Annotated in this window: 19 protein-coding genes; all 19 read left to right on the top strand. The window is 69.8% G+C overall.

The window, feature by feature from the left end; genetic code table 11:
* Positions 1 to 44 precede the first annotated feature (44 nt).
* The 19 genes from E0H26_RS23540 to E0H26_RS23450 all read left to right on the top strand — a co-directional run bounded on the left by E0H26_RS23540 (position 45) and on the right by E0H26_RS23450 (position 21,436).
* Positions 45 to 1,229, top strand: coding sequence for a COG1361 family protein (locus tag E0H26_RS23540; RefSeq protein ID WP_131307317.1), 1,185 nt, complete (start codon positions 45 to 47; stop codon positions 1,227 to 1,229).
* A 174-nt stretch (positions 1,230 to 1,403) separates the two neighbouring features.
* A complete protein-coding gene (locus tag E0H26_RS23535; RefSeq protein ID WP_131307315.1) occupies positions 1,404 to 2,114 on the top strand; it encodes a demethylmenaquinone methyltransferase in 711 nt (236 codons plus the stop codon).
* Between the two features lie 88 nt (positions 2,115 to 2,202).
* Positions 2,203 to 2,418 (top strand): hypothetical protein, encoded by a 216-nt coding sequence (locus E0H26_RS23530; protein ID WP_131307313.1) that lies wholly within the window; start codon positions 2,203 to 2,205, stop codon positions 2,416 to 2,418.
* A 199-nt stretch (positions 2,419 to 2,617) separates the two neighbouring features.
* Positions 2,618 to 3,892, top strand: a complete 1,275-nt coding sequence (locus E0H26_RS23525; protein WP_131307311.1) for a geranylgeranyl reductase family protein — start codon at positions 2,618 to 2,620, stop codon at positions 3,890 to 3,892.
* A 98-nt stretch (positions 3,893 to 3,990) separates the two neighbouring features.
* A complete protein-coding gene (locus tag E0H26_RS23520; RefSeq protein ID WP_131307309.1) occupies positions 3,991 to 4,356 on the top strand; it encodes an NADH-quinone oxidoreductase subunit A in 366 nt (121 codons plus the stop codon).
* 13 nt (positions 4,357 to 4,369) lie between these two features.
* Positions 4,370 to 5,047 (top strand): NuoB/complex I 20 kDa subunit family protein, encoded by a 678-nt coding sequence (locus E0H26_RS23515; protein WP_131307307.1) that lies wholly within the window; start codon positions 4,370 to 4,372, stop codon positions 5,045 to 5,047.
* Positions 5,044 to 5,775, top strand: coding sequence for an NADH-quinone oxidoreductase subunit C (locus tag E0H26_RS23510; protein WP_131307305.1), 732 nt, complete (start codon positions 5,044 to 5,046; stop codon positions 5,773 to 5,775). Before E0H26_RS23515 ends, E0H26_RS23510 begins: the two co-directional genes overlap by 4 nt.
* Positions 5,772 to 7,097 carry an NADH-quinone oxidoreductase subunit D gene (locus E0H26_RS23505; protein ID WP_131307303.1) on the top strand — a complete coding sequence of 442 codons (1,326 nt, stop codon included), beginning with the start codon at positions 5,772 to 5,774 and terminating at the stop codon, positions 7,095 to 7,097. Before E0H26_RS23510 ends, E0H26_RS23505 begins: the two co-directional genes overlap by 4 nt.
* Entirely contained in the window at positions 7,094 to 8,128 is a 1,035-nt protein-coding gene (gene nuoE, locus E0H26_RS23500) for an NADH-quinone oxidoreductase subunit NuoE (protein WP_131307301.1), read from the top strand. The genes E0H26_RS23505 and nuoE overlap by 4 nt, the downstream gene beginning before the upstream one ends.
* Complete coding sequence (gene nuoF / locus E0H26_RS23495; protein ID WP_131307299.1) at positions 8,125 to 9,441, top strand: NADH-quinone oxidoreductase subunit NuoF; 1,317 nt, start codon at positions 8,125 to 8,127, stop codon at positions 9,439 to 9,441. The genes nuoE and nuoF overlap by 4 nt, the downstream gene beginning before the upstream one ends.
* Positions 9,441 to 11,936, top strand: coding sequence for an NADH-quinone oxidoreductase subunit G (locus E0H26_RS23490; protein WP_131307297.1), 2,496 nt, complete (start codon positions 9,441 to 9,443; stop codon positions 11,934 to 11,936). The genes nuoF and E0H26_RS23490 overlap by 1 nt, the downstream gene beginning before the upstream one ends.
* Positions 11,933 to 13,279 carry an NADH-quinone oxidoreductase subunit NuoH gene (gene nuoH, locus E0H26_RS23485; protein WP_131307294.1) on the top strand — a complete coding sequence of 449 codons (1,347 nt, stop codon included), beginning with the start codon at positions 11,933 to 11,935 and terminating at the stop codon, positions 13,277 to 13,279. Before E0H26_RS23490 ends, nuoH begins: the two co-directional genes overlap by 4 nt.
* A gap of 1 nt (position 13,280) precedes the next feature.
* A complete protein-coding gene (gene nuoI, locus E0H26_RS23480; protein ID WP_131307292.1) occupies positions 13,281 to 13,922 on the top strand; it encodes an NADH-quinone oxidoreductase subunit NuoI in 642 nt (213 codons plus the stop codon).
* A complete protein-coding gene (locus tag E0H26_RS23475; protein ID WP_131307290.1) occupies positions 13,919 to 14,686 on the top strand; it encodes an NADH-quinone oxidoreductase subunit J in 768 nt (255 codons plus the stop codon). Before nuoI ends, E0H26_RS23475 begins: the two co-directional genes overlap by 4 nt.
* Complete coding sequence (gene nuoK, locus E0H26_RS23470) at positions 14,683 to 15,000, top strand: NADH-quinone oxidoreductase subunit NuoK (protein ID WP_131307288.1); 318 nt, start codon at positions 14,683 to 14,685, stop codon at positions 14,998 to 15,000. The genes E0H26_RS23475 and nuoK overlap by 4 nt, the downstream gene beginning before the upstream one ends.
* A gap of 12 nt (positions 15,001 to 15,012) precedes the next feature.
* Positions 15,013 to 16,968, top strand: coding sequence for an NADH-quinone oxidoreductase subunit L (nuoL, locus tag E0H26_RS23465; RefSeq protein ID WP_131307286.1), 1,956 nt, complete (start codon positions 15,013 to 15,015; stop codon positions 16,966 to 16,968).
* Between the two features lie 100 nt (positions 16,969 to 17,068).
* Positions 17,069 to 18,601 (top strand): NADH-quinone oxidoreductase subunit M, encoded by a 1,533-nt coding sequence (locus E0H26_RS23460; protein WP_131307284.1) that lies wholly within the window; start codon positions 17,069 to 17,071, stop codon positions 18,599 to 18,601.
* 109 nt (positions 18,602 to 18,710) lie between these two features.
* A complete protein-coding gene (nuoN, locus tag E0H26_RS23455; protein WP_131307282.1) occupies positions 18,711 to 20,261 on the top strand; it encodes an NADH-quinone oxidoreductase subunit NuoN in 1,551 nt (516 codons plus the stop codon).
* A gap of 107 nt (positions 20,262 to 20,368) precedes the next feature.
* Positions 20,369 to 21,436 carry a polyprenyl synthetase family protein gene (locus E0H26_RS23450; RefSeq protein ID WP_131307386.1) on the top strand — a complete coding sequence of 356 codons (1,068 nt, stop codon included), beginning with the start codon at positions 20,369 to 20,371 and terminating at the stop codon, positions 21,434 to 21,436.
* Positions 21,437 to 21,442 lie beyond the last annotated feature (6 nt).

The raw sequence follows: 21,442 nt of genomic DNA, 5'->3' as shown, positions 1-21,442 counted from the left end.
TCCCCGCCCGTACCTTTCCATCACCCCACGGGGGAGACCATTTCATGATCTTCCGTACCCGCCGCGCCGCGAGCCTTGCCGCAGCCGCGCTGCTTGCCTCGGGCGCGGTAGCCGCCCTGGGCGCGCCGGCTCACGCGGCCGGCACCGAGACGGACCTGGCGGTCACCGCCGCCGGCACCCGGATGACCGACGGCGTCGAAGGCAAGCTCGCCTGGATCAAGGTCGCGAACCAGGGCGAGGGCACCCCGAGCAAGGTGCTCGTCAAGATCGACGTGTCCAAGGTGGACGACTCCAAGCTGCTGGTGGGCGCGTACACCTTTGGCGGGTGTGACGTCACCGGCGATTCCAAGCCCGAGCTGTTCACCTGTGAGCTCGACAAGGACGAGATCCCCGGCCCGGGCGAGACCACCGAGGTGCTGGTCGCCCTCCTCAAGGCCGACGAGACCGTCACCGGGCCGTACACCGCGCCGGTGACCATCAGCATCGAGTCGGCAGACGACACCGACGACAGCAACAACAGCGTCGAGGTAAACGTCGAGCTGACCCCGGAGAGCGGCGTCGACCTGGGCGTGGTGGTGCCGGACGTGAAGGCCCGCTTCGACCTCGACACCCTTCAGGAGAAGGGCCCGCTGCGTCCGGGCGACACCACCATCGTCTACAGCGAGGTCATCAACCAGGGCGACCGGACCGCCAAGGGCATCAAGCTGACCTACCAGCTGCCCAAGGGCGTGGCGTTCCTGCCGATCGGGGGCTGCGACCTCAGCGCCGACGAGCGCACCCTGGTCTGCGAAGACCAGGACTTCCCGTTCGAGCCGGACATGTTGATGTTCCTGGAACTGCCGGTCGTCGTGGACGAGGGCCTCGACGTGCCGGCCACCCTGAAGGGCGGCTCGCTGGAGGCCACCGCGTTCGGTGTGCTGTCGGACGACGCCCAGGTGAGCGCGCAGGCCAAGAAGTTGTCGTTCGCGAAGGCCAAGGTGCGTGCGGCCGAGGAGTCGGACTTCGTCGACCTCGACCCGTCCGACAACTCCGACGACTTCGCGGTGATCCTGGCCGCCCCGACCGGTGGTGGCGGCGGTGGCGGCGGCCTGCCGGTCACCGGTGTGCAGGCCGGTCTGATCGGTGGCGTCGGCGCGGCGGTCGTGGTCGCCGGTGCCGTGATGTTCCTGGTCGCTCGCCGTCGCCGGGTGGTCCTGGTGACCCCGGGTGACGAGAAGACGAACGGCTGAGGTTCGTCCTCTATCGGCCCGAGCGGGCCGTTCACATAACGCAAGGCAGCGCGGGCGAGATGGGCGACCATCTCGCCCGCGCTGTGTGTGCCGGGCGCCGGCTGTGGGTTGTACCGCTGGCGGCGGGTGACCCTGGCCGCAGTCCGGCTGGGGCCGGGCTGGCAGAGTGGAGGGGTGAGCCGTACCCCGCAGGGCCAGCGCGCCAGCCTGGACAAGCAGCCGCACGAGGTCGCCGCGATGTTCGACGGCGTGGCGGCCCGCTACGACCTGACCAACACCGTCCTCTCCTTCGGGCAGGACCGGTTCTGGCGGCGGGCCACCCGGTCCGCGCTCGAACTGCGTCCCGGTGACCGGGTGCTCGACGTGGGCGCGGGTACGGGGGTGTCCACCGAGGAACTGGCCCACTCCGGGGCGTACGCGGTCGGCGCCGACCTGTCGCTCGGCATGCTCTACGCCGGTAAGCGCACCCGGCCGCAGGTGCCGCTGCTGGCCGGGGACGCGCTGCGGTTGCCCTTCGCCGACGCCAGCTTCGACGCGGTGACCATCTCCTTCGCGTTGCGCAACGTCAACGACACCGACGCCGCGCTGCGCGAACTGGCCCGGGTGACCCGGCCCGGTGGCCGGCTGGTGGTCTGTGAGTTCAGTACGCCGGTCAACCCGGCCTTCCGCACGGTCTATTTGTCGTACCTGATGCGGTCCCTGCCGGCGGTGGCGCGCACCGTCTCCAGCAACCCCGACGCGTACGTCTACCTTGCCGAGTCGATCCGGGCCTGGCCCGATCAGGAGGCGCTGGCGGCCCGGGTGGGTGCGGCCGGCTGGGGTCGGGTGGCCTGGCGCAACCTGACCGGCGGGGTGGTGGCCCTGCACCGCGCGACGCGGGAATGAGCGCCGATATTTAGGGCAAAGTGGTACCAGCTGCGACGTTTGTGGCAATGTCCTGATTTGGTGATGTTTGCTGCGTAGGCTGGCCGGCATGACGGATCCGAAGGACGCGGCCACCGACGATGCCGCGGAGTTGGTCGACCAGCTCCGCGAGTTGGCCGGCGCGGATCCCGCCGACGTGCGTCAGGTGGTGTCCGAGGTGCTCGCGGCCTTGGATCGGGCCGCCGGCGGCACCCTGCGCGAGCACCTCCCGGAAACCATCCGCGCCGGCCTAGACGCCCTAACCCCCACCCACACCCCCACCTAACCCACAACCCCCGCCCGCGTTGATCAAGAGGTTTGCGTCAGGAGTGGAGCGAATCCTGACGCAAACCTCTTGATCAACGCGGGCTCGCGCGGGTTCGGCAGGTTAGGTAGCCCTAACAACGCGAGCGTACGGCCTCGGTCATAGACTCGTCCCGGCTGGCTTGTGAAGCATTTCACGAGCACGCGGGGAGGAGGCGCGAATGACTGCGGTGGAGAACGACGCCGACGTGATCGTCGTGGGCGCCGGTCCCGGTGGTTCGGCGACCGCATACCACCTGGCTCGGCACGGCGTACGCGTGCTGTTGCTGGAGAAGACCGAATTTCCCCGGGAGAAGGTCTGCGGTGACGGGCTGACCCCGCGCGCGGTGCGGCAGCTGATCCGGATGGGCGTGGACACCTCGCCCGAGGCCGGCTGGCTGCACAACCGGGGCCTACGGGTGATCGGCGGCGGCGTCCGGCTGGAACTGGACTGGCCGGATCTGGCCAGCTTCCCGAACTACGGCCTGGTGCGTACCCGCCTCGACTTCGACGACCTGCTCGTGCGGCAGGCGGTGTCCGCCGGTGCCAAGCTGCGTACCAACGTCAACGTCACCGGTCCGGTGCTCGACGGCGACGGCCGGGTGATCGGGGTGCAGGCCGAGGACGGCCCGGACAAGGCGCCCGCCACCTTCCACGCGCCACTGGTGGTCGCCGCCGACGGTGTCTCGGGTCGGTTCCCGCTCGCGCTGGGACTGGCCAAGCGCGAGGACCGGCCGATCGGGGTGGCGGTACGCCGCTACTACCGCTCCGAGGTCCGACACGACGACGACTACCTTGAGTCCTGGCTGGAGCTGCGGGCCAAGGGGACCGGCGCGTTGCTGCCCGGGTACGGCTGGATCTTCGGCCTGGGTGACGGCCGGGTCAACGTCGGCCTGGGCATCCTGAACTCGTCCTCGGCCTTCGGCAAGACCAACTACCGGCGGCTGCTCACCGACTGGCTGGCCAACACCCCGCCGGAGTGGGGGATGACCGACGAGACGAACGCCGAGGGGCCGATCCTCGGTGCGGCGCTGCCGATGGGCTTCAACCGGGTGCCGCACTACACCCGTGGGGTGATGCTGGTCGGCGACTCCGGCGGCATGGTCAACCCGTTCAACGGCGAGGGCATCGCGTACGCGATGGAGTCCGGCGAGCTGGCCGCCGAGGTCGCGGTGCAGGCGCTGGCCCGGCCGGCCGGCATCGAGCGGGAGCGGGCGCTGATGGCGTACCCGCAGGAACTCAAGACCCGGTTCGGCGGCTACTACCGGCTGGGCGGGATCTTCGTGAAGCTGATCGGCCGGCCGGAGATCATGCGCGTGGCGACGAAGCACGGCATGCCCCATCCGACGCTGATGCGTTTCGTGCTCAAGCTGCTGGCCAACCTCACCGACCCCCGTGGCGGTGACGCGATGGACCGGGTGATCAATGCGATGACCCGGGTCGCGCCAGCGGTCTAGGACGCAAGGTCCACCCCGCCGAAGGTCGTCGGGTGGGATGTGAATAGTGTGAATTTCGCCAACGAACGAGGGCAGGGAAGGACGAGCAGGAGAAGAAGATGTCGCTCTCGCCTTACGTACCCATCATCGGGCTTCTCGCCCTCGCCGCGGCCTTCGCGCTGTTCTCGATAGCCGCCGCCCGGTTCACCGGCCCTCGCCGCTACAACAAGGCCAAGCTCGAAGCCTACGAGTGTGGAATCGAGCCTAGCCCGCAGCCGATCGGGGGAAGCCGGTTCCCGGTCAAGTTCTATCTGACGGCGATGCTGTTCATCGTCTTCGACGTGGAAATGATCTTCCTTTACCCGTGGGCGGTCTCTTTCGACGCCCTGCCGGTGTTCGGGCTCGTGGCCATGTTCGTGTTCATCGGTGCGGTCTTCGTCGCGTACGCCTATGAGTGGCGTCGCGGCGGCCTGGACTGGGACTGAGGGAGGAACCCAGATGGGTATCGAGGAGAAACTTCCCGCCGGTGTCCTGCTCACCTCGGTGGAGAAGCTGGTCAACTGGTCGCGCAAGTCCTCGGTCTGGGGCGCCACGTTCGGCCTGGCCTGCTGCGCGATCGAGATGATGGCCGCCGGTGGGCCGCACTACGACATGGGCCGCTGGGGCATGGAGGTCTTCCGGGCCTCGCCCCGGCAGGCCGACCTGATGATCGTCGCGGGCCGGGTGAGTCAGAAGATGGCCCCGGTGCTGCGCCAGATCTACGACCAGATGGCCGAGCCCCGCTGGGTGCTCTCGATGGGCGTCTGCGCCAGCAGCGGCGGCATGTTCAACAACTACGCCATCGTGCAGGGCGTCGACCACGTCGTGCCGGTCGACATGTACCTGCCGGGCTGCCCGCCCCGGCCGGAGATGCTCATCGACGCGATCCTCAAGCTGCGCGAGAAGATCGGCCACGAGCCGCTCGGCGCGAACGGTCGCAAGATGCTGGCCGCCCGCGAGGCGCGCGGTGACGTGCCGGTGGTGCCGTACGGCTCGATGCCCTCGTCGTACCGCAACGACAAGGCCCGGCGGGCCGAGTGGACGAAGGCTGTCCGCGAGGGTCGCGAGGAGCAGCTGCGGATCGAGAACTGGATGAAGGCCCAGAACCACCTCCAGCCGTACCGGGGGATCAAGTGACTGACTCCAAGCCGAGCACCGGCGGCGTACCTGTTCCGGTGACGCCGGCCGGGGCCACCAGCGGTGCTCCCGCCGAGTTCCCGCCGGCCGCGCCGGCCGGTCGGGGCATGTTCGGCAACCAGGGCACCGGTGACGTCTCCGGCTTCGGTGGTCTGGTCCGGCCGCAGCACGCGATCGAGGACTCGCCCCGACCGTACGGTGGCTACTTCGACGAGGTGCGCGACGCGCTGGAGGAGGCGTACCCGGCCTTCGGCGAGGCGATCGAGCACGTGGTGGTCGACCGGGGCGAGCTGACCCTGCACATCCGGCCGGAGCGCATCGCCGAGGTCTGCCAGGTGATGCGGGACGACCCGGCGCTGCGCTTCGAGCTGTGCTCCTCGGTCTCCGGGGTGGACTACCTGGGCACCGACGAGCGCCGGCTGCACGTGGTCTACCAGCTCACCTCGATGACCTACCGGCGGCGGGTCCGGCTGGAGGCCGCCGTCTCCGCCGAGGAGCCACACCTGCCGAGTGTCACCGCCGTCTACCCGACGGCCGACTGGCAGGAGCGCGAGGCGTACGACATGTTCGGCGTCGTCTTCGACGGTCACCCGGCGCTGACCCGGATCCTCATGCCGGACGACTGGGAGGGTCACCCGCAGCGTAAGGACTACCCCCTCGGCGGCGTGCCCGTGGAGTACAAGGGCGCCGAGATCCCGCCGCCCGACAAGCGGAGGTCGTACCAATGAGCGCGTCGAATTACGCCACCGAGCGTGAGACCACCGAGGGCCGGGTCTTCACCGTCACCGGTGGGGACTGGGACGACGTGGTGTCGGGTGTCGACCCGATCAACGAGGGTCGGATCGTCGTCAACATGGGTCCGCAGCACCCGTCCACGCACGGCGTGCTCCGGTTGGTCCTGGAGCTGGAGGGCGAGACGGTCCGCGAGGCCCGCTCGGTCATCGGCTACCTGCACACCGGCATCGAGAAGAACCTGGAGTACCGCAACTGGGTCCAGGGTTCGACCTTCGTGACCCGGATGGACTACCTCGCGCCGATCTTCAACGAGACGGCGTACTCGCTCGCGGTGGAGAAGCTGCTCGGGATCACCGACGAGGTGACCGAGCGGGCCAACACCATCCGGGTGCTCATGATGGAGCTGAACCGGATCTCCTCGCACCTGGTCTGGGTGGCCACCACCGGCATGGAGCTGGGCGCCATCTCGATCATGCTCTACGGCTTCCGCGAGCGTGAGTACATCCTGGAGATCTTCGAGCTGATCACCGGCCTGCGGATGAACCACGCGTACGTCCGGCCGGGCGGCGTCGCCCAGGACGTACCGGACGAGGCGATCGTCAAGATCCGCGAGTTCCTCAAGATGATGCCGAAGCGGCTCAAGGAGTACGAGGACCTGCTCTCCGGCCAACCGATCTGGCTGGAGCGGACGCAGAACGTCGCGGTGCTCGACGTGACCGGCTGCGTGGCGCTCGGCGTCACCGGGCCGGTGCTGCGCTCGGCCGGGCTGGCCTGGGACCTGCGCAAGACGATGCCGTACTGCGGCTACGAGGACTACGAGTTCGACGTGCCGACCCACCCCGACGGCGACGTCTGGGGCCGCTACCTGGTCCGGATGGCCGAGATGCGGGAGTCGCTCAAGCTCGTTGAGCAGGCTCTCGACAAGCTCAAGCCCGGCCCGGTGATGGTGGCCGACAAGAAGATCGCCTGGCCGGCACAGCTGGCCATCGGCGTCGACGGCATGGGCAACTCGCTGGAGCACGTCGCCAAGATCATGGGGCAGTCGATGGAGTCCCTGATCCACCACTTCAAGCTGGTGACGGAGGGCTTCCGGGTGCCGCCGGGCCAGGTGTACGTGGCCATCGAGGCGCCCCGCGGCGAGCTGGGCGTGCACGCGGTCTCCGACGGTGGCACCCGGCCGTACCGGGTGCACTACCGGGAGCCCAGCTTCGTCAACCTCCAGGCCCTGCCGGCGATGGCCGAGGGTGGCCTGATCGCCGACGTGATCGCCGGCGGCGCCTCGCTGGACCCCGTCATGGGAGGTTGTGACCGGTGACTGTTTTCACTGACGAGACCCGGACCAGGGCGCGGGAGATCATCGCCCGCTACCCGGCCGACCGGTCGCGCTCGGCCCTGTTGCCGCTGCTGCACCTGGTGCAGTCCGAGGAGGGTTACGTCTCCCCGGCCGGCGTGGCGTTCTGCGCCGAGGTGCTCGGCCTGAACAAGGCCCAGGTCGGCGCGGTCGCCAGCTTCTACACCATGTACAAGCGCCGGCCCACCGGTGACTGGCTGGTGAGCGTCTGCACGAACACCATGTGCAACGTGCTCGGTGGCCAGGAGGTCTACGACACCCTCGCCGAGCACCTGGGCGTCGGGCACGACGAGACCACCACCGACGGCAAGGTCACCCTGGAGCACGCCGAGTGCCTGGCGGCCTGCGACTACGGCCCGGTGATGACCGTCAACTACGACTTCTTCGACGGTGTCGACCCGCAGACCGCGGTGGGTCTGGTCGACGAGCTGCGTGCCGGTGGCCGACCCACGCCGAGCCGGGGCGCCCGGCTCTGCACGCTCAAGGAGATGTCGGTCCAGCTCGCCGGGTTCGCCGACGAGCGCGAGGGCGCGGTCGCCGACGGCGTGCCGGGCGAGCCCTCGCTGCGCGGCCTGCGGCTTGCCCAGGAGCACGGCATCTCGGCACCGGGCTTCGACCCGAACGCCCCGATCCGCAGCGCCCAGGCCGGCGACAAGCCGGCTCCGGCGACCCCGCCGAAGGCGGCGCCGACCGGGAGCACCGCGCCCGACGTACCCGCCCCCGACCGCAAGTCGCCGCAGGTGCGTACCGCCGAGACCCGCCAGCCGGACGCCAAGACCGCGGTGCCGGACGCTCCCGGCACCAAGGTTCCGACCGACGGTACGGCGCCCGGGCCGCGCGACGCCCAGGCGGCGCAGGCCGCCGGCGCGGCGGCCAACAAGCCGGCCAGTGACGCCAAGCCGGCCGGCGACGACGCCGAGGCGCAGGAGCGCAACCTCAGCGAAGCGGAGTCCACCGGCCGTGGCTCCGCGAACGACAAGGGGGCTCAGAAGTGACCACGCCTCGGCCGGAGACCCTGGCCAAGCTGACGCCGGTGCTGACCAAGCGCTGGCTGTCGCCCGACGCCTGGCGGCTCGGCACCTACGAGAAGCTGGACGGGTACGCGGCGCTGCGCAAGGCGCTCAAGGCCCACCCGGACGACCTGATCCAACTGATCAAGGACTCCGGGCTGCGCGGTCGCGGTGGCGCCGGCTTCCCCACCGGTCTCAAGTGGGGCTTCATCCCGCAGGGCGACGGCAAGCCGCACTACCTCGTGGTGAACGCCGACGAGGGCGAGCCGGGCACCTGCAAGGACCTGCCGCTGATGACGCACGACCCGCACTCGCTGGTCGAAGGCGTGATCATCGCGTCCTACGCGATCCGGGCCAACCGGGCCTACATCTACATCCGGGGCGAGGCGGTGCACGCCGCCCGCCGGCTGCGCAACGCCGTGCAGGAGGCGAAGGCCAAGGGCTACCTCGGCAAGAACATCCTGGGCAGCGGCTTCGACCTGGAACTGGTGGTGCACTCCGGCGCCGGGGCGTACATCTGCGGCGAGGAAACCGCGCTGCTCGACTCGCTGGAGGGCTTCCGTGGGCAGCCCCGGTTGCGCCCGCCGTTCCCGGCCACCCACGGCCTGTACGCCAGCCCCACCGTGGTCAACAACGTCGGCACCATCGCCAGCGTGCCGTACATCGTGCTCGCTGGCGCCAACTGGTGGAAGTCCATGGGCACGGAGAAGTCCGCCGGCCCGATGATCTACTCGCTCTCCGGTCGGATCGCCAACCCCGGCCAGTACGAGTGCGGCCTCGGCATCACGCTGCGCGAGCTGATCGAGCTGGCCGGCGGGATGCAGCCGGGGCACAACCTGAAGTTCTGGACCCCGGGCGGCTCGTCGACCCCGCTGCTCACCGCCGAGCACCTGGACGTGCCCCTGGACTTCGAGGGTGTGGCCGCAGCCGGGTCGATCCTCGGCACCACGGCCACCCAGATCTTCTCCGACCAGGACTGCCCGGTCTACGCGACCTACCGGTGGCTGGAGTTCTACCACCACGAGTCGTGCGGCAAGTGCACCCCGTGCCGGGAGGGCAACTACTGGATGGTCCGGGTCTACCGGCGCATCCTCGCCGGCCAGGGCACCCAGGCCGACCTGGACACCCTCCTGGACACCTGCGACAACATCCTCGGCCGTTCGTTCTGCGGCCTGGGTGACGGTGCCACCAGCCCGGTGACCTCGTCGCTGAAGTACTTCAAGCAGGACTACCTCGACTACATCGAGGGACGGACCGCGCCGAAGTTGTCCGACAAGCAGTTGGTGGGAGCCCACTAATGACGGACGTTGCCAAGTCCACCGAGACGGTCACTCTCACCATCGACGGTGTCGAGGTCACCGCCCCCAAGGGGGCGCTGCTGATCCGGGTGGCCGAGCAGATCGGCACCGAGATCCCCCGGTTCTGCGACCACCCGTTGCTGGCCCCGGCCGGCGCCTGCCGGCAGTGCCTGGTGGAGGTGGAGGGGCAGCGCAAGCCCGTCGCCTCCTGCACCCAGACGGTGGCCGAGGGCATGGTGGTCCGTACCCAGCTCACCTCTCCGGTCGCCCAGAAGGCGCAGGAGGGCATCATGGAGCTGCTGCTGGTGAACCATCCGCTCGACTGCCCGATGTGCGACAAGGGCGGCGAGTGCCCGTTGCAGAACCAGGCCATGTCGACCGGTCGCAGCGACTCCCGGTTCCACGAGCACAAGCGGGAGTACCCGAAGCCGCTGCCGATCAGCACCCAGGTGTTGCTCGACCGCGAGCGGTGCGTGCTCTGCCAGCGCTGCACCCGGTTCTCCGAGGAGATCGCCGGCGACAAGTTCATCGACCTGATGAACCGCTCCTCCGCCGAAGAGATCAACATCTATCGGGACGAGGCGTACGGCGAGGAGGGCGACGAGGGGGACGTCCCGTTCAACTCGTACTTCTCCGGCAACACCGTGCAGATCTGCCCGGTCGGCGCGCTGACCGGCAGCCAGTACCGGTTCCGCGCCCGCCCGTTCGACCTGGTCTCCAGCCCGAGCGTCTGCGAGCACTGCTCGGCCGGCTGCGCCCAGCGCACCGACTGGCGCCGGGGCAAGGTGCTGCGCCGGCTGGCCGGCGACGACCCGCAGGTCAACGAGGAGTGGAACTGCGACAAGGGCCGCTGGGGCTTCCAGTACGCCCGGGCCGCCGACCGGCTCACCACCCCGCTGGTACGCGACCAGGAGACCGGTGAGCTGCGCGAGGCGTCCTGGAGCGAGGCGCTGCGGGTCGCCGCCGAGGGGCTGCGCGCCGCGCGCGACGGTGGTCAGGGTTCGGCGGTGCTCACCGGCGGCCGGCTGACCGTCGAGGACGCCTACGCGTACGCCAAGTTCGCCCGGGTCGCGCTGCACACCAACGACATCGACTTCCGGGCCCGGCCGCTCTCCCGCGAGGAGGCCGACTTCCTGGCCAGCACCGTCGCCGGCAGCACCGACGTCACCTACACCGACGTCGAGAACGCCCCGGCCGTGGTGCTGGTCGGCCTGGAGCCGGAGGAGGAGTGCCCGATCCTCTTCCTGCGGCTGCGCAAGGCGTACCTGAAGAACAAGCTGAAGGTGTACGCGATCGCCCCGTTCGCCACCCGTGGCCTGGAGAAGCTCGGGGCCAAGCTGGCCCGGGTGGTGCCGGGCGAGGAGGCGGGCGTGCTCGCCGAGCACGCGACGGTCACCGAGGCGCTCAGCGCCGAGGGCGCGATCCTGATCGTGGGCGAGCGACTGGCCACCGTGCCGGGTGGTCTCGCCGCCGCCGCCGAGGTGGCCGCGCGTACCGGCGCGAAGCTGGCCTGGGTGCCCCGGCGCGCCGGTGACCGTGGCGCTGTCGACGCCGGCTGCCTGCCCAACCTGCTGCCCGGCGGGCGTCTGGTCACCGAGCCGACCGCCCGCGCCGAACTGGGCGAGGCGTGGGACATCCCGGCCGGGGTGATTCCGAGCCAGGCCGGCCGGGACACCGACGGCATCCTCGCCGCCGCCGCCGCGGGCCAGCTCGGCGCGCTGGTGGTGGCCGGCGTCGACCCGGCCGACCTGGCCGACCCGCGCCTGGCCGAGCAGGCCCTGGACGCGGTGCCGTTCCTGGTCAGCCTGGAGCTGCGGGCCAGCGCGGTGACCCGCCGGGCGGACGTCGTCCTGCCGGTCGCGCCGGTGGTCGAGAAGGCCGGCAGCTTCCTGGACTGGGAGGGCCGGCTGCGTCCGTTCGACGCGGTGTTGAACACCGCCGCGATGACCGACGGTCGGGTGCTCGACGCGATCGCCGCCCAGTTGGACGTGCGGTTGGGCACCGGGGACGTGCTGAGCGTGCGACGCGAGCTGGGCGGGCTGCCGCCGACCAGGATGACGCGGCCGGCGGCCCCGTCGGTCGCGCCGGGTCCGGTGCCGCAGCCGGCTGCCGGCGAGGCGGTCCTGGCGACCTGGCACCAGCTGATCGACCTGGGCAGTCTCACCGACGGTGACGAGTACCTGGGCGGCACCGCCCGTCCGCCGGTGGTGCGGCTGGGCAAGGGCACCGCCGAGGCGCTCGGTGTCGCCGACGGCGACCCGGTGACGGTGGGCACCGACCGGGGGGCGTTGACCCTGCCGGCGGCGATCACCGAGATGCCGGACGGGGTGGTCTGGCTGCCCACCAACTCGCCCGGCTCGACCGTGCGGCGCAGCCTGGGCGCGACCTCCGGCGCGGTGGTGCGGATCTCCGCTCCGGGCGCGACCGAGCCGGTCGCCGCCGACGCGGCCGGCCGTCCGGGCCCGCTCCTCAACTCCTCCGGGGGTGTCGCATGAACCCAATGGCTCAGGCCCCGTCGCTGACCGACTTCGGCCACGACCCGTGGTGGCTGATCCTCGGCAAGATCGTCTTCGCCTTCGTCGTCGCCCTGCTCGGCACGCTGCTCGGCGTCTGGTTCGAGCGGCGGGTCGTCGGCTTCATGCAGGTGCGGCCCGGTCCGAACCAGCTCGGCCCGTTCGGTCTGCTGCAGACCCTCGCCGACGGCCTGAAGATGGCCTTCAAGGAGGACATCCTCCCGAAGTCGGCGGACAAGGTCATCTACTTCTTCGCCCCGGCCATCTCGGTGATCTGTGCGGTCACCGCGCTGTCGGTGATCCCGTTCGGCCCGATGGTGAGCGTCTTCGGTCACCAGACGCCGTTGCAGGTCACCGACGTGCCGGTGGCGGTGCTGGTGGTGCTCGCGCTCTCGTCGATGGCGGTGTACGGCATCGTGCTCGCCGGCTGGGCCTCCGGCTCGACCTACCCGCTGCTCGGCGGGCTGCGCTCCAGCGCCCAGCTGATCTCGTACGAGGTGGCGCTGGGGCTGTCGATCGTGGCGGTCTTCATGCTCGCCGGCACGATGTCCACCAGCGAGATCGTGGCCGCACAGGGCCAGGGCATCACGTTCAACCTGTTCGGCGCCGACATCCAGGGCCCGGGCTGGTACGCGGTGCTGCTCTTCCCGAGCTTCGTGGTCTTCTTCATCTCCATCGTCGGCGAGACCAACCGGCCGCCCTTCGACCTGCCCGAGGCGGAGTCGGAGCTGGTGGCCGGCTTCATGACCGAGTACAGCTCGCTGAAGTTCGCGCTGATCATGCTCAGCGAGTACGTCGCGATGGTGACCATGTCGGCGTTCACCGTGACGCTCTTCCTCGGCGGCTGGTACGCGCCGTGGCCGATCAGCCTCTGGTCGGGCGCCAACTCCGGCTGGTGGCCGCTGCTCTGGTTCTTCGGCAAGGTCATCCTGCTGGTCTTCGTCTTCGTCTGGCTGCGCGGAACGCTGCCCCGGCTGCGCTACGACCAGCTCATGCGCCTCGGCTGGAAGGTGCTCATCCCGGTCAGCCTGGTCTGGATCGTCGTTCTCGCCACCTGGCTGAAGGCGCAGGACTGGGAGCGCAACGACCGGCTGGTGGTACTCGGGATCGTCGGCGGTATCGGACTCATCGCCGCACTGTTCTGGCCGAGCCGCAAGCCGCAGCCGAAGCCGACCCTCGTCGAGCAGGTCGAGAACCGGCCGCAGGGCAGCTTCCCGCTGCCACCGCTGGACCTTCAGGTACCACCGAGCCCGCGCACCCGGCGCATGGTCGCCGAGCGGGAGCCGGCCAACGCTCCCGCCGGCCAGGACTCTCAGGAGGTGTGACGTGGGCGCGATTACCGGAACGTTCAAGGGCTTCGGGGTCACCTTCTCGCACATGTTCAGGAAGGTCGTCACCACCGACTACCCGTTCAAGCCGCCGACGCCGGCCCCCCGTTACCACGGCCGGCACATCCTGAACCGGCACCCGGACGGGCTGGAGAAGTGCATCGGCTGTGAGCTGTGCGCCTGGGCCTGCCCGGCGGACGCGATCTACGTCGAGGGTGGCGACAACACCGACGAGCAGCGCTTCTCGCCGGGCGAGCGGTACGCCAGCACGTACCAGATCAACTACGCCCGGTGCATCTTCTGCGGACTGTGCATCGAGGCCTGCCCGACCCGCTCGCTGACCATGAGCAACGAGTACGAGCTGGCCCGGGACAACCGGCAGGACCTGATCTTCACCAAGGAGCAGCTGCTGGCGCCGCTGCTGCCGGGGATGGAGCAGCCGCCGCACCCGATGCGCCTGGGTGACAGCGAGAAGGACTACTACGTCGGCAGCCTGACCAACCCGGGTACCTCGGCCGGGGCCGAGCGCTCGCCGATGGGTCCGGGCCGCTACCAGGTGGACGAGCACCCGGGCGTGACCTTCCCCGGCGCCGAGCAGGCCGCCCAGCGGGCTGCGGCCGAAAAGGGAGAGACGGCATGATCACGTCGACGGTGCTCGCTTCGGGCGCGGTCTCCGGCGGCGAGGCGGTGACCTTCTGGATCCTCGCCCCGCTCGCGCTGGCCGGCGCGATCGGCATGGTCGCGGCGCGCAACGCGGTGCACTCGGCGCTCTGGCTGGTGCTCACCATGCTCAGCCTGGGCGTGTTCTACGTGCTCCAGGCCGGGCCGTTCATCGGCATGGTGCAGATCATCGTCTACACCGGCGCGATCATGATGCTCTTCCTGTTCGTGCTGATGCTGGTAGGCCGCGACGCCGCCGACTCGCTGATCGAGGTGCTGCGCGGCCAGCGGATCGCCGCGATCGGGCTGGGCGTCGGTTTCGCCGTGCTGCTCGGCAGCGGGGTGTACCGGGCCACGCAGGACAGCACCCCGGTCGGGCTGGAGCAGGCCAACGCGGGCGGCAACGTCCAGGGCATCGCCCAGCTGCTCTTCACCGACTACGTCTTCGCGTTCGAGCTCACCGCGGCGCTGCTGATCACCGCCACCATCGGCGGCATGATCCTGGCGCACGTCGAGCGGCGCAAGGAGGACAAGCGCGACCAGGTCGCCACGATGAAGGCCCGCTTCGCGCCCGGCAACTACCCCGGCCCGAAGCCCGGCCCGGGCGTCTTCGCCACCTCCTCGTCGGTCGCCACCCCGGCCCGCCTGCCGGACGGTCGGCTGAGCGACCGGAGCACGCCGGACATCCTCCCGGTCCGTGAACTGACCGCCGAGGAGACCACGCTGAAGGGCACTGAGAAATGAGTGACTTCTTCTCGGTCGAGCCGAACTACTACCTCGTCCTCGCCGCGGTGCTGTTCACCATCGGCGCGGCCGGGGTGCTGATCCGGCGCAACGCGATCGTGCTGTTCATGTGTGTCGAGCTGATGCTCAACGCGGCCAACCTGGCGCTGGTCACCTTCAGCCGGATGAACGGTGACCTCAACGGCCAGATCATGGCGTTCTTCGTGATGGTGGTGGCGGCGGCCGAGGTCGTGGTCGGGTTGGCCATCATCATGGCGATCTTCCGCACCCGGCGCTCCGCCAGCGTCGACGACGCCAACCTGTTGAAGTACTAGAGGGGCCCACCGGTGGACGAAATCTTGACGTACGCCCAGGCTGCTCCGGCCGAGACGGTCTCGTACGCGACGGCCGACGGGCTGCTGAGCAGCGTCTGGCTGCTGGTGGCGATCCCGCTGCTCAGTGCGGCGGTGCTGCTGCTGCTCGGCCGGCGGGCCGACCGTTGGGGACACTGGCTCGGAGTCGCCGCCGTCGGCGCCGCGTTCGTGCTCGGTCTGACCTACTTCCTCGGCCTGCGTGGCCTGGAGAACAAGTCGGTCCAGCTGAGCCTCTGGGACTTCATCGCGGTCGGTGGCCTGCACGTCGACTTCGGCCTGCTGTTCGACCCGCTGGCCGGGGTCTTCGTCCTGCTGATCACCGGCGTGGGTTTCCTGATCCACCTGTACGCGGTCGAGTACATGGCGCACGACCCGGGTCGTCGGCGGTTCTTCGCCTACTTCAACCTGTTCGTCGCGGCCATGCTGCTGCTGGTCCTCGGCAACAACTACGTGATGCTCTACTTCGGCTGGGAGGGCGTCGGTCTGGCGTCGTACCTGCTGATCTCCTTCTGGAACACCCGGCCGGCCGCGGCCACCGCCGGCAAGAAGGCGTTCCTGATGAACCGGGTCGGCGACGCCGGCCTGGCCATCGCCATCTTCATCATGTTCGCCACCCTGGGCACCACCCAGTACGACGAGGTGTTCAACGGGGTGGGTGCGCTGGCCGGCGGCACCGTGCTGGTGCTCGGCCTGCTCCTGCTGCTCGGCGCGGCGGGCAAGTCCGGCCAGTTCCCGCTCCAGGCGTGGTTGCCGGACGCGATGGAGGGCCCGACCCCGGTGTCGGCGCTGATCCACGCCGCCACGATGGTCACCGCGGGCGTCTACCTGATCGCCCGGTCGAACATCATCTTCTCGGCCAACACCACGCTCCAGCTGGTGGTGGTGAGCGTCGGCGCGCTGACCCTGCTGATGGGCGCGATCATCGGCTGCGCCAAGGACGACATCAAGCGGGTACTGGCCTGGTCGACGGTGAGCCAGATCGGCTACATGTTCCTCGGTGTCGGCCTGGGTGGCGCGGCGTACGCGCTGGCCATCGTGCACCTGCTGGCGCACGGCTTCTTCAAGGCCAACATGTTCCTCGGCGCCGGCTCGGTCATGCACGGCATGAAGGACCAGGTGGACATCCGGCGCTTCGGCGGCCTCTCGAAGTACATGAAGATCACCTGGTTGACCTTCGCGGCCGGCTGGGTGGCGATCATCGGCATCATCCCGTTCTCCGGCTACTTCTCGAAGGAGCCGATCGTGGAGGCGGCGTTCGCCCGGGAGGGCTGGACGGCGTGGCTCTTCGGTGGCGCCGCCGTACTCGGTGCCGGGCTCACCGCGTTCTACATGACCCGGCTCTTCGTGCTCACCTTCCACGGTCCGAAGCGCTGGACCACGGACATCGAGCACCCGCACGAGTCCCCGCCGCTGATGACCATCCCGCTGATCCTGCTGGCCGTCGGCTCGCTGGGTGGCGGTGCACTGCTGGCCACCTCCGTACCGGACTGGCTGACCGCCACCGCCGGCCTCGCCGCCACCGAGGAACACCACACGGTCCTGCCGCACCTGGCGATCTTCTTCCTGGCGCAGGGCGTCACCGTGCTCGGCGCGGTGCTCGGCTGGTACCTGTTCCGCAACGGCACCGCAATCGAGCCGCAGCCGGCCGGCGTGGTGGTCACCGCCGCCCGGAAGAACCTCTACAGCGACACGGTCAACGAGGCGGTGTTCGAGAAGCCGGGCATCTTCCTCACCCGGGCACTGGTCTACCTGGACAACCGGGGCATCGACGGGCTGGTCAACGGTCTGGCTGCCGGTGTCGGCGGCGGCTCCGGTCGACTTCGGCGGTTGCAGACCGGCTTCGTCCGGTCGTACGCCACCTCGATCCTGACCGGCGCGTTGCTGGTGGTGGCCGCTTTCCTGGCCGTACAGGCGGGGTGGTTGGCGTGATCGACCTTCCGGGGTCGGGGAACCGCGCGGCTTTCCCGACACTCTCCCAGGCGGCCGTCGCCGGCGGACCGCGCATCGACCACGGAGGTAAGGCCGCATAATGTCCGACTTCCCGTTCCTCTCGGTGCTCACCGTGGCGCCGCTGGTCGGCGCAGTGGTGGTCGCCCTCCTGCCGCGCAGTCGGCCGACGCTGGCCAAGCAGGTCGCGTTCGGCTGGTCACTGCTGGTGCTTGCCCTGTCGGTGGTCATGTGGGTGACCTGGCAGGTCGACGGCCAGCGCTTCCAGTTCCACGAGTCCTACCCGTGGATTCCCAACTGGGGCGTCAACTTCACCTTCGCCGCCGACGGCATCGCGCTGGTCATGCTGATGCTGATCGCGGTGCTGGTGCCGCTGGTGATCCTGGCCTCCTGGCACGACGCGGAGTCCTCGAAGCGCTCGGTGCCGGCCTACTTCGCGCTGCTGCTCGTCCTCGAATGCACGATGATCGGCGTCTTCGCCGCCGCCGACATCTTCCTGTTCTACGTGTTCTTCGAGGTCATGCTGGTGCCGATGTACTTCCTGATCGGCAGCTACGGCGGCCACCAGCGGCAGTACGCGGCGGTCAAGTTCTTCCTCTACTCGCTGGTCGGCGGTCTGTTCATGCTGGCCGCGGTGATCGGCCTCTGGGTGGTCGGCGGCAAGACCTTCGACTGGGTGGCGCTGTCCGAGGTGGACATCTCCACCGGCGCGGAGCGCTGGCTGTTCCTCGGCTTCTTCATCGCCTTCGCGATCAAGGCGCCGTTCTTCCCCTTCCACACCTGGCTGCCGGATGCCGGTGGTGCGGCGCCCGCCGGTGCCGCCGCGCTGCTCGTCGGTGTGCTGGACAAGGTGGGTACCTTCGGCATCCTGCGTTACTGCCTGCCGCTGTTCCCGGAGGCGGCCCAGTGGTTCGCGCCGTGGGCGTTGGCCATCGCGGTGATCGGCATCATCTACGCCGCGCTGCTGGCGGTCGGCCAGAACGACCTCAAGCGGCTGGTGTCGTACACGTCGATCGCCCACTTCGGCTTCATCGGCGTGGGTATCTTCGCCTTCACCACCCAGGCCGGTACGGGTGCGGTGCTCTACATGGTCAACCACGGGCTGGCCACCGGCCTGCTCTTCCTGGTGGTGGGCATGCTGATCGCCCGCCGGGGCTCGGCGCTGGTCAGCGACTTCGGTGGTGCCGGCAAGCTGGTCCCGGTGCTGGCCGGGGTGCTCTTCTTCGCCGGTCTCGCCTCGCTGGCGCTGCCCGGTACCGCGCCGTTCGTCTCCGAGTTCCTGGTGCTGATCGGCACGTTCACGGTGAACAAGCCGGTCGCGGTGATCGCCACGCTGGGCATCATCCTGGCGGCGGCGTACGTGCTCTGGATGGTGCAGCGCACCACGCAGGGCACGCTCAACCCGGCGCTCACCGAGATCGACGGGATGAAGCGGGACCTCAACCTCCGCGAGAAGTTCGTGGTGGCGCCGCTGATCGCGCTGATCGTGCTGCTCGGCTTCTATCCCAAGCCGGTCACGGACGTGATCAACCCCGCCATCCAGGCGACCATGGAGGACGTCGGCCGGACCGACCCGGCTCCGTCGGTAGACACCGTGCAGGAGGCTGGCCGGTGAGCGCGAGGAGTGAGCTTGCGAGCCCCGCAGTCGCGAACGAAAGGCTGGTACCGGTGAGCGCGAGGAGTGAGCTTGCGAGCCCCGCAGTCGCGAACGGAAGGTTGGTCCGGTGAACGAGTTTGAACTGCCGCCGATCGACTACGCGGCACTCGCACCGATCCTGATCATGATGGGTGCGGCGGTGGTCGGGGTGCTGGTCGAGGCGTTCGTGCCTCGCCGCCTGCGGCACCCCATCCAGTTGCCGCTGGCGTTGCTGGCGGTGCTCGCGGCGCTGACCATGGTGGTGCTCAACCTCGACAAGCGGCTGATCACCATCGGGGTGATCGCCATCGACGGGCCGACGCTGTTCCTCCAGGGCGCGATCCTGGTCCTGTCGGCGGTGGCGTTGCTGCTGATCGGTGAGCGGGCGATCGAGCGGGGTGGTGCGTTCGTCGCCCAGGCCGCCATCACCGCCGACTCTCCGGACGACCGCCGGCAGGCGGAGCGCGCCGGCGGTGCCGGTGAGGTCTATCCGCTGGTCACCTTCGCGGTCGGCGGCATGCTGGTGTTCGTCTCGGCGAACGACCTGCTGACCATGTTCATCGCCCTTGAGGTCTTCTCACTGCCGCTCTACCTGCTCTGCGCGCTGGCCCGCCGCCGGCGGCTGCTGAGCCAGGAGGCGGCGATGAAGTACTTCCTGCTCGGCGCGTACGCCTCGGCCTTCTTCCTGTTCGGCCTGGCGCTGATCTACGGCTTCACCGGGGGCCTCGGCGACCGTCCGGCCGGCGTCGACTTCGCCACCATCCACTCGGCGGTGGCCAACTCGACGCAGAGCCCGGTGCTGCTCTTCGCCGGCATGGCGCTGGTGTCGATCGGTCTGCTGTTCAAGGCGGCTGCGGCGCCGTTCCACGTCTGGACGCCCGATGTCTACCAGGGTGCGCCGACGCCGGTGACCGGTTTCATGGCGGCCTGCACGAAGGTGGCCGCGTTCGGTGCCCTGCTGCGGGTGTTCCACGTCGCCTTCGAGGGTGCGCGCTGGGACTTCACCCCGGTGCTCGGTGTGGTGGCGGTGCTCACCATGCTGATCGGCGCGGTGTTCGCGGTGACCCAGACCGACATCAAGCGGCTGTTGGCGTACTCGTCCATCGCCAACGCCGGCTACCTGCTGGTCGGCGTGCTGGCACCGGGCCGCGACGGGCTCTCCGGCACCATGTTCTACCTCGTCGCGTACGGCTTCGCGGTGCTGGCCGCGTTCGCGGTGGTGACCCTGGTGCGGGACGCCGACGGCGAGGCCACCCACCTGTCCCGGTGGGCCGGGCTGGGCCGGCGTTCGCCGCTGTACGCCTCGGTGTTCACCTTCATCCTGCTGGCCTTCGCCGGTATCCCGCTGACCAGCGGCTTCACCAGCAAGTTCGCGGTCTTCGCGCCGGCCCTGGACGGCGGGCAGGCGTGGCTGGTGATCGCCGGCGTGCTGACCAGCATGGTGTTGGCCTTCCCGTACCTGCGGGTCGTGGTGATGATGTGGCTGTCCGAGCCGGGCGACGCGACTCCGACGGTCACCGTGCCCGGTGGGCTGACTTCGGCGGCCCTGGTGATCGGAGTGATCGCCACCCTGGTGCTCGGTGTCGCACCGGCACCACTGCTGGACCTGGCCAATGGTGCTGCCGACTTCGTGCGGTAGCAACAGCCTCTGCCTGCGAGGGCCGGCCCGCGACTGTGGGCCGGCCCTCGCCGCGTATCCCCGGTCCGGTGCAGGTAGAGGCCGTGTGGCATGGTGGAGTCGTGGTGATTAGGGGTGGCGAGCGTTCAGGTGTCACCGGCTCCGGTGGCCGCCGGGACCGGCTTGGCGCGGGTCAGTTCGGCGCGCTCGGCCTTCATCTCGCCGACTCCGGCACGGAGGAGTCCGTGCTGGGTGTGCTGGGGGCCGTCGAGGCTGAGCTGCGGGAGACCGTTGCCAGCGCCGATCCCTTCGTGACCGAGGCTGCCCGGCATCTGACGGAGGCCGGCGGCAAGCGCTTCCGGCCGCTGCTGGTGGCGCTGGGCGCCCAGTTCGGTGACCCGGGTCGGGCCGAGATCGTGTCGGCTGCGGTGGTGGTGGAGCTGACCCACCTGGCCACGCTGTACCACGACGACGTGATGGACGAGGCGCCGGTGCGCCGGGGTGCCCCGAGCGCCAACTCCCGCTGGACCAACTCGGTGGCCATCCTGGTCGGTGACTACCTCTTCGCGCGGGCCGCGGACGTCGCCGCCGAGCTGGGCCCCGAGGCGGTACGCCTTCAGGCGCGCACCTTCGCCCGGCTGGTGCACGGTCAGATCGCCGAGACCGTCGGGCCTCGGGCCGACGACGACCCGGTGGCCCACTACCTGCGGGTGATCGCGGAGAAGACCGGTTCGCTGATCGCCACCAGCGCCCACTTCGGTGCCCTGTTCAGTGGGGCCTCGCCGGAGCAGGTGGCGGCGTTGGCCGGTTACGGCGAGACCATCGGGGTGGCGTTCCAGCTCTCCGACGACCTGCTCGACATCGCCAGCGAGTCCGCCGAGTCGGGCAAGACGCCCGGCACCGACCTGCGCGAGGGCGTACCGACTCTGCCGGTCCTCTATGCCCGTGCGGCGGACGACACCGACGTCGCCTCGGTCCGGCTGCGGGAGATCCTGGCCACCGGGCCGCTGACCGACGACGCCCTGCACGCCGAGGCGCTCGGCCTGCTACGCGAGTCTCCGGCGCTCAAGCGCGCCCGTGAGACCGTGCGCAGCTACGCCGAGGACGCGCGCAGCCAACTCGCCCCGCTGCCGGACACTCCCTCCCGCCGGGCGCTCGAATCGCTCTGCGACCACATCGCCGACCGCACCAGCTGAGCGCGC

This window comes from Micromonospora zingiberis, from assembly GCF_004331455.1.
Taxonomy (GTDB): Bacteria; Actinomycetota; Actinomycetes; order Mycobacteriales; family Micromonosporaceae; genus Micromonospora; species Micromonospora zingiberis.
This window is presented reverse-complemented; position numbering and strand designations above follow the sequence as displayed.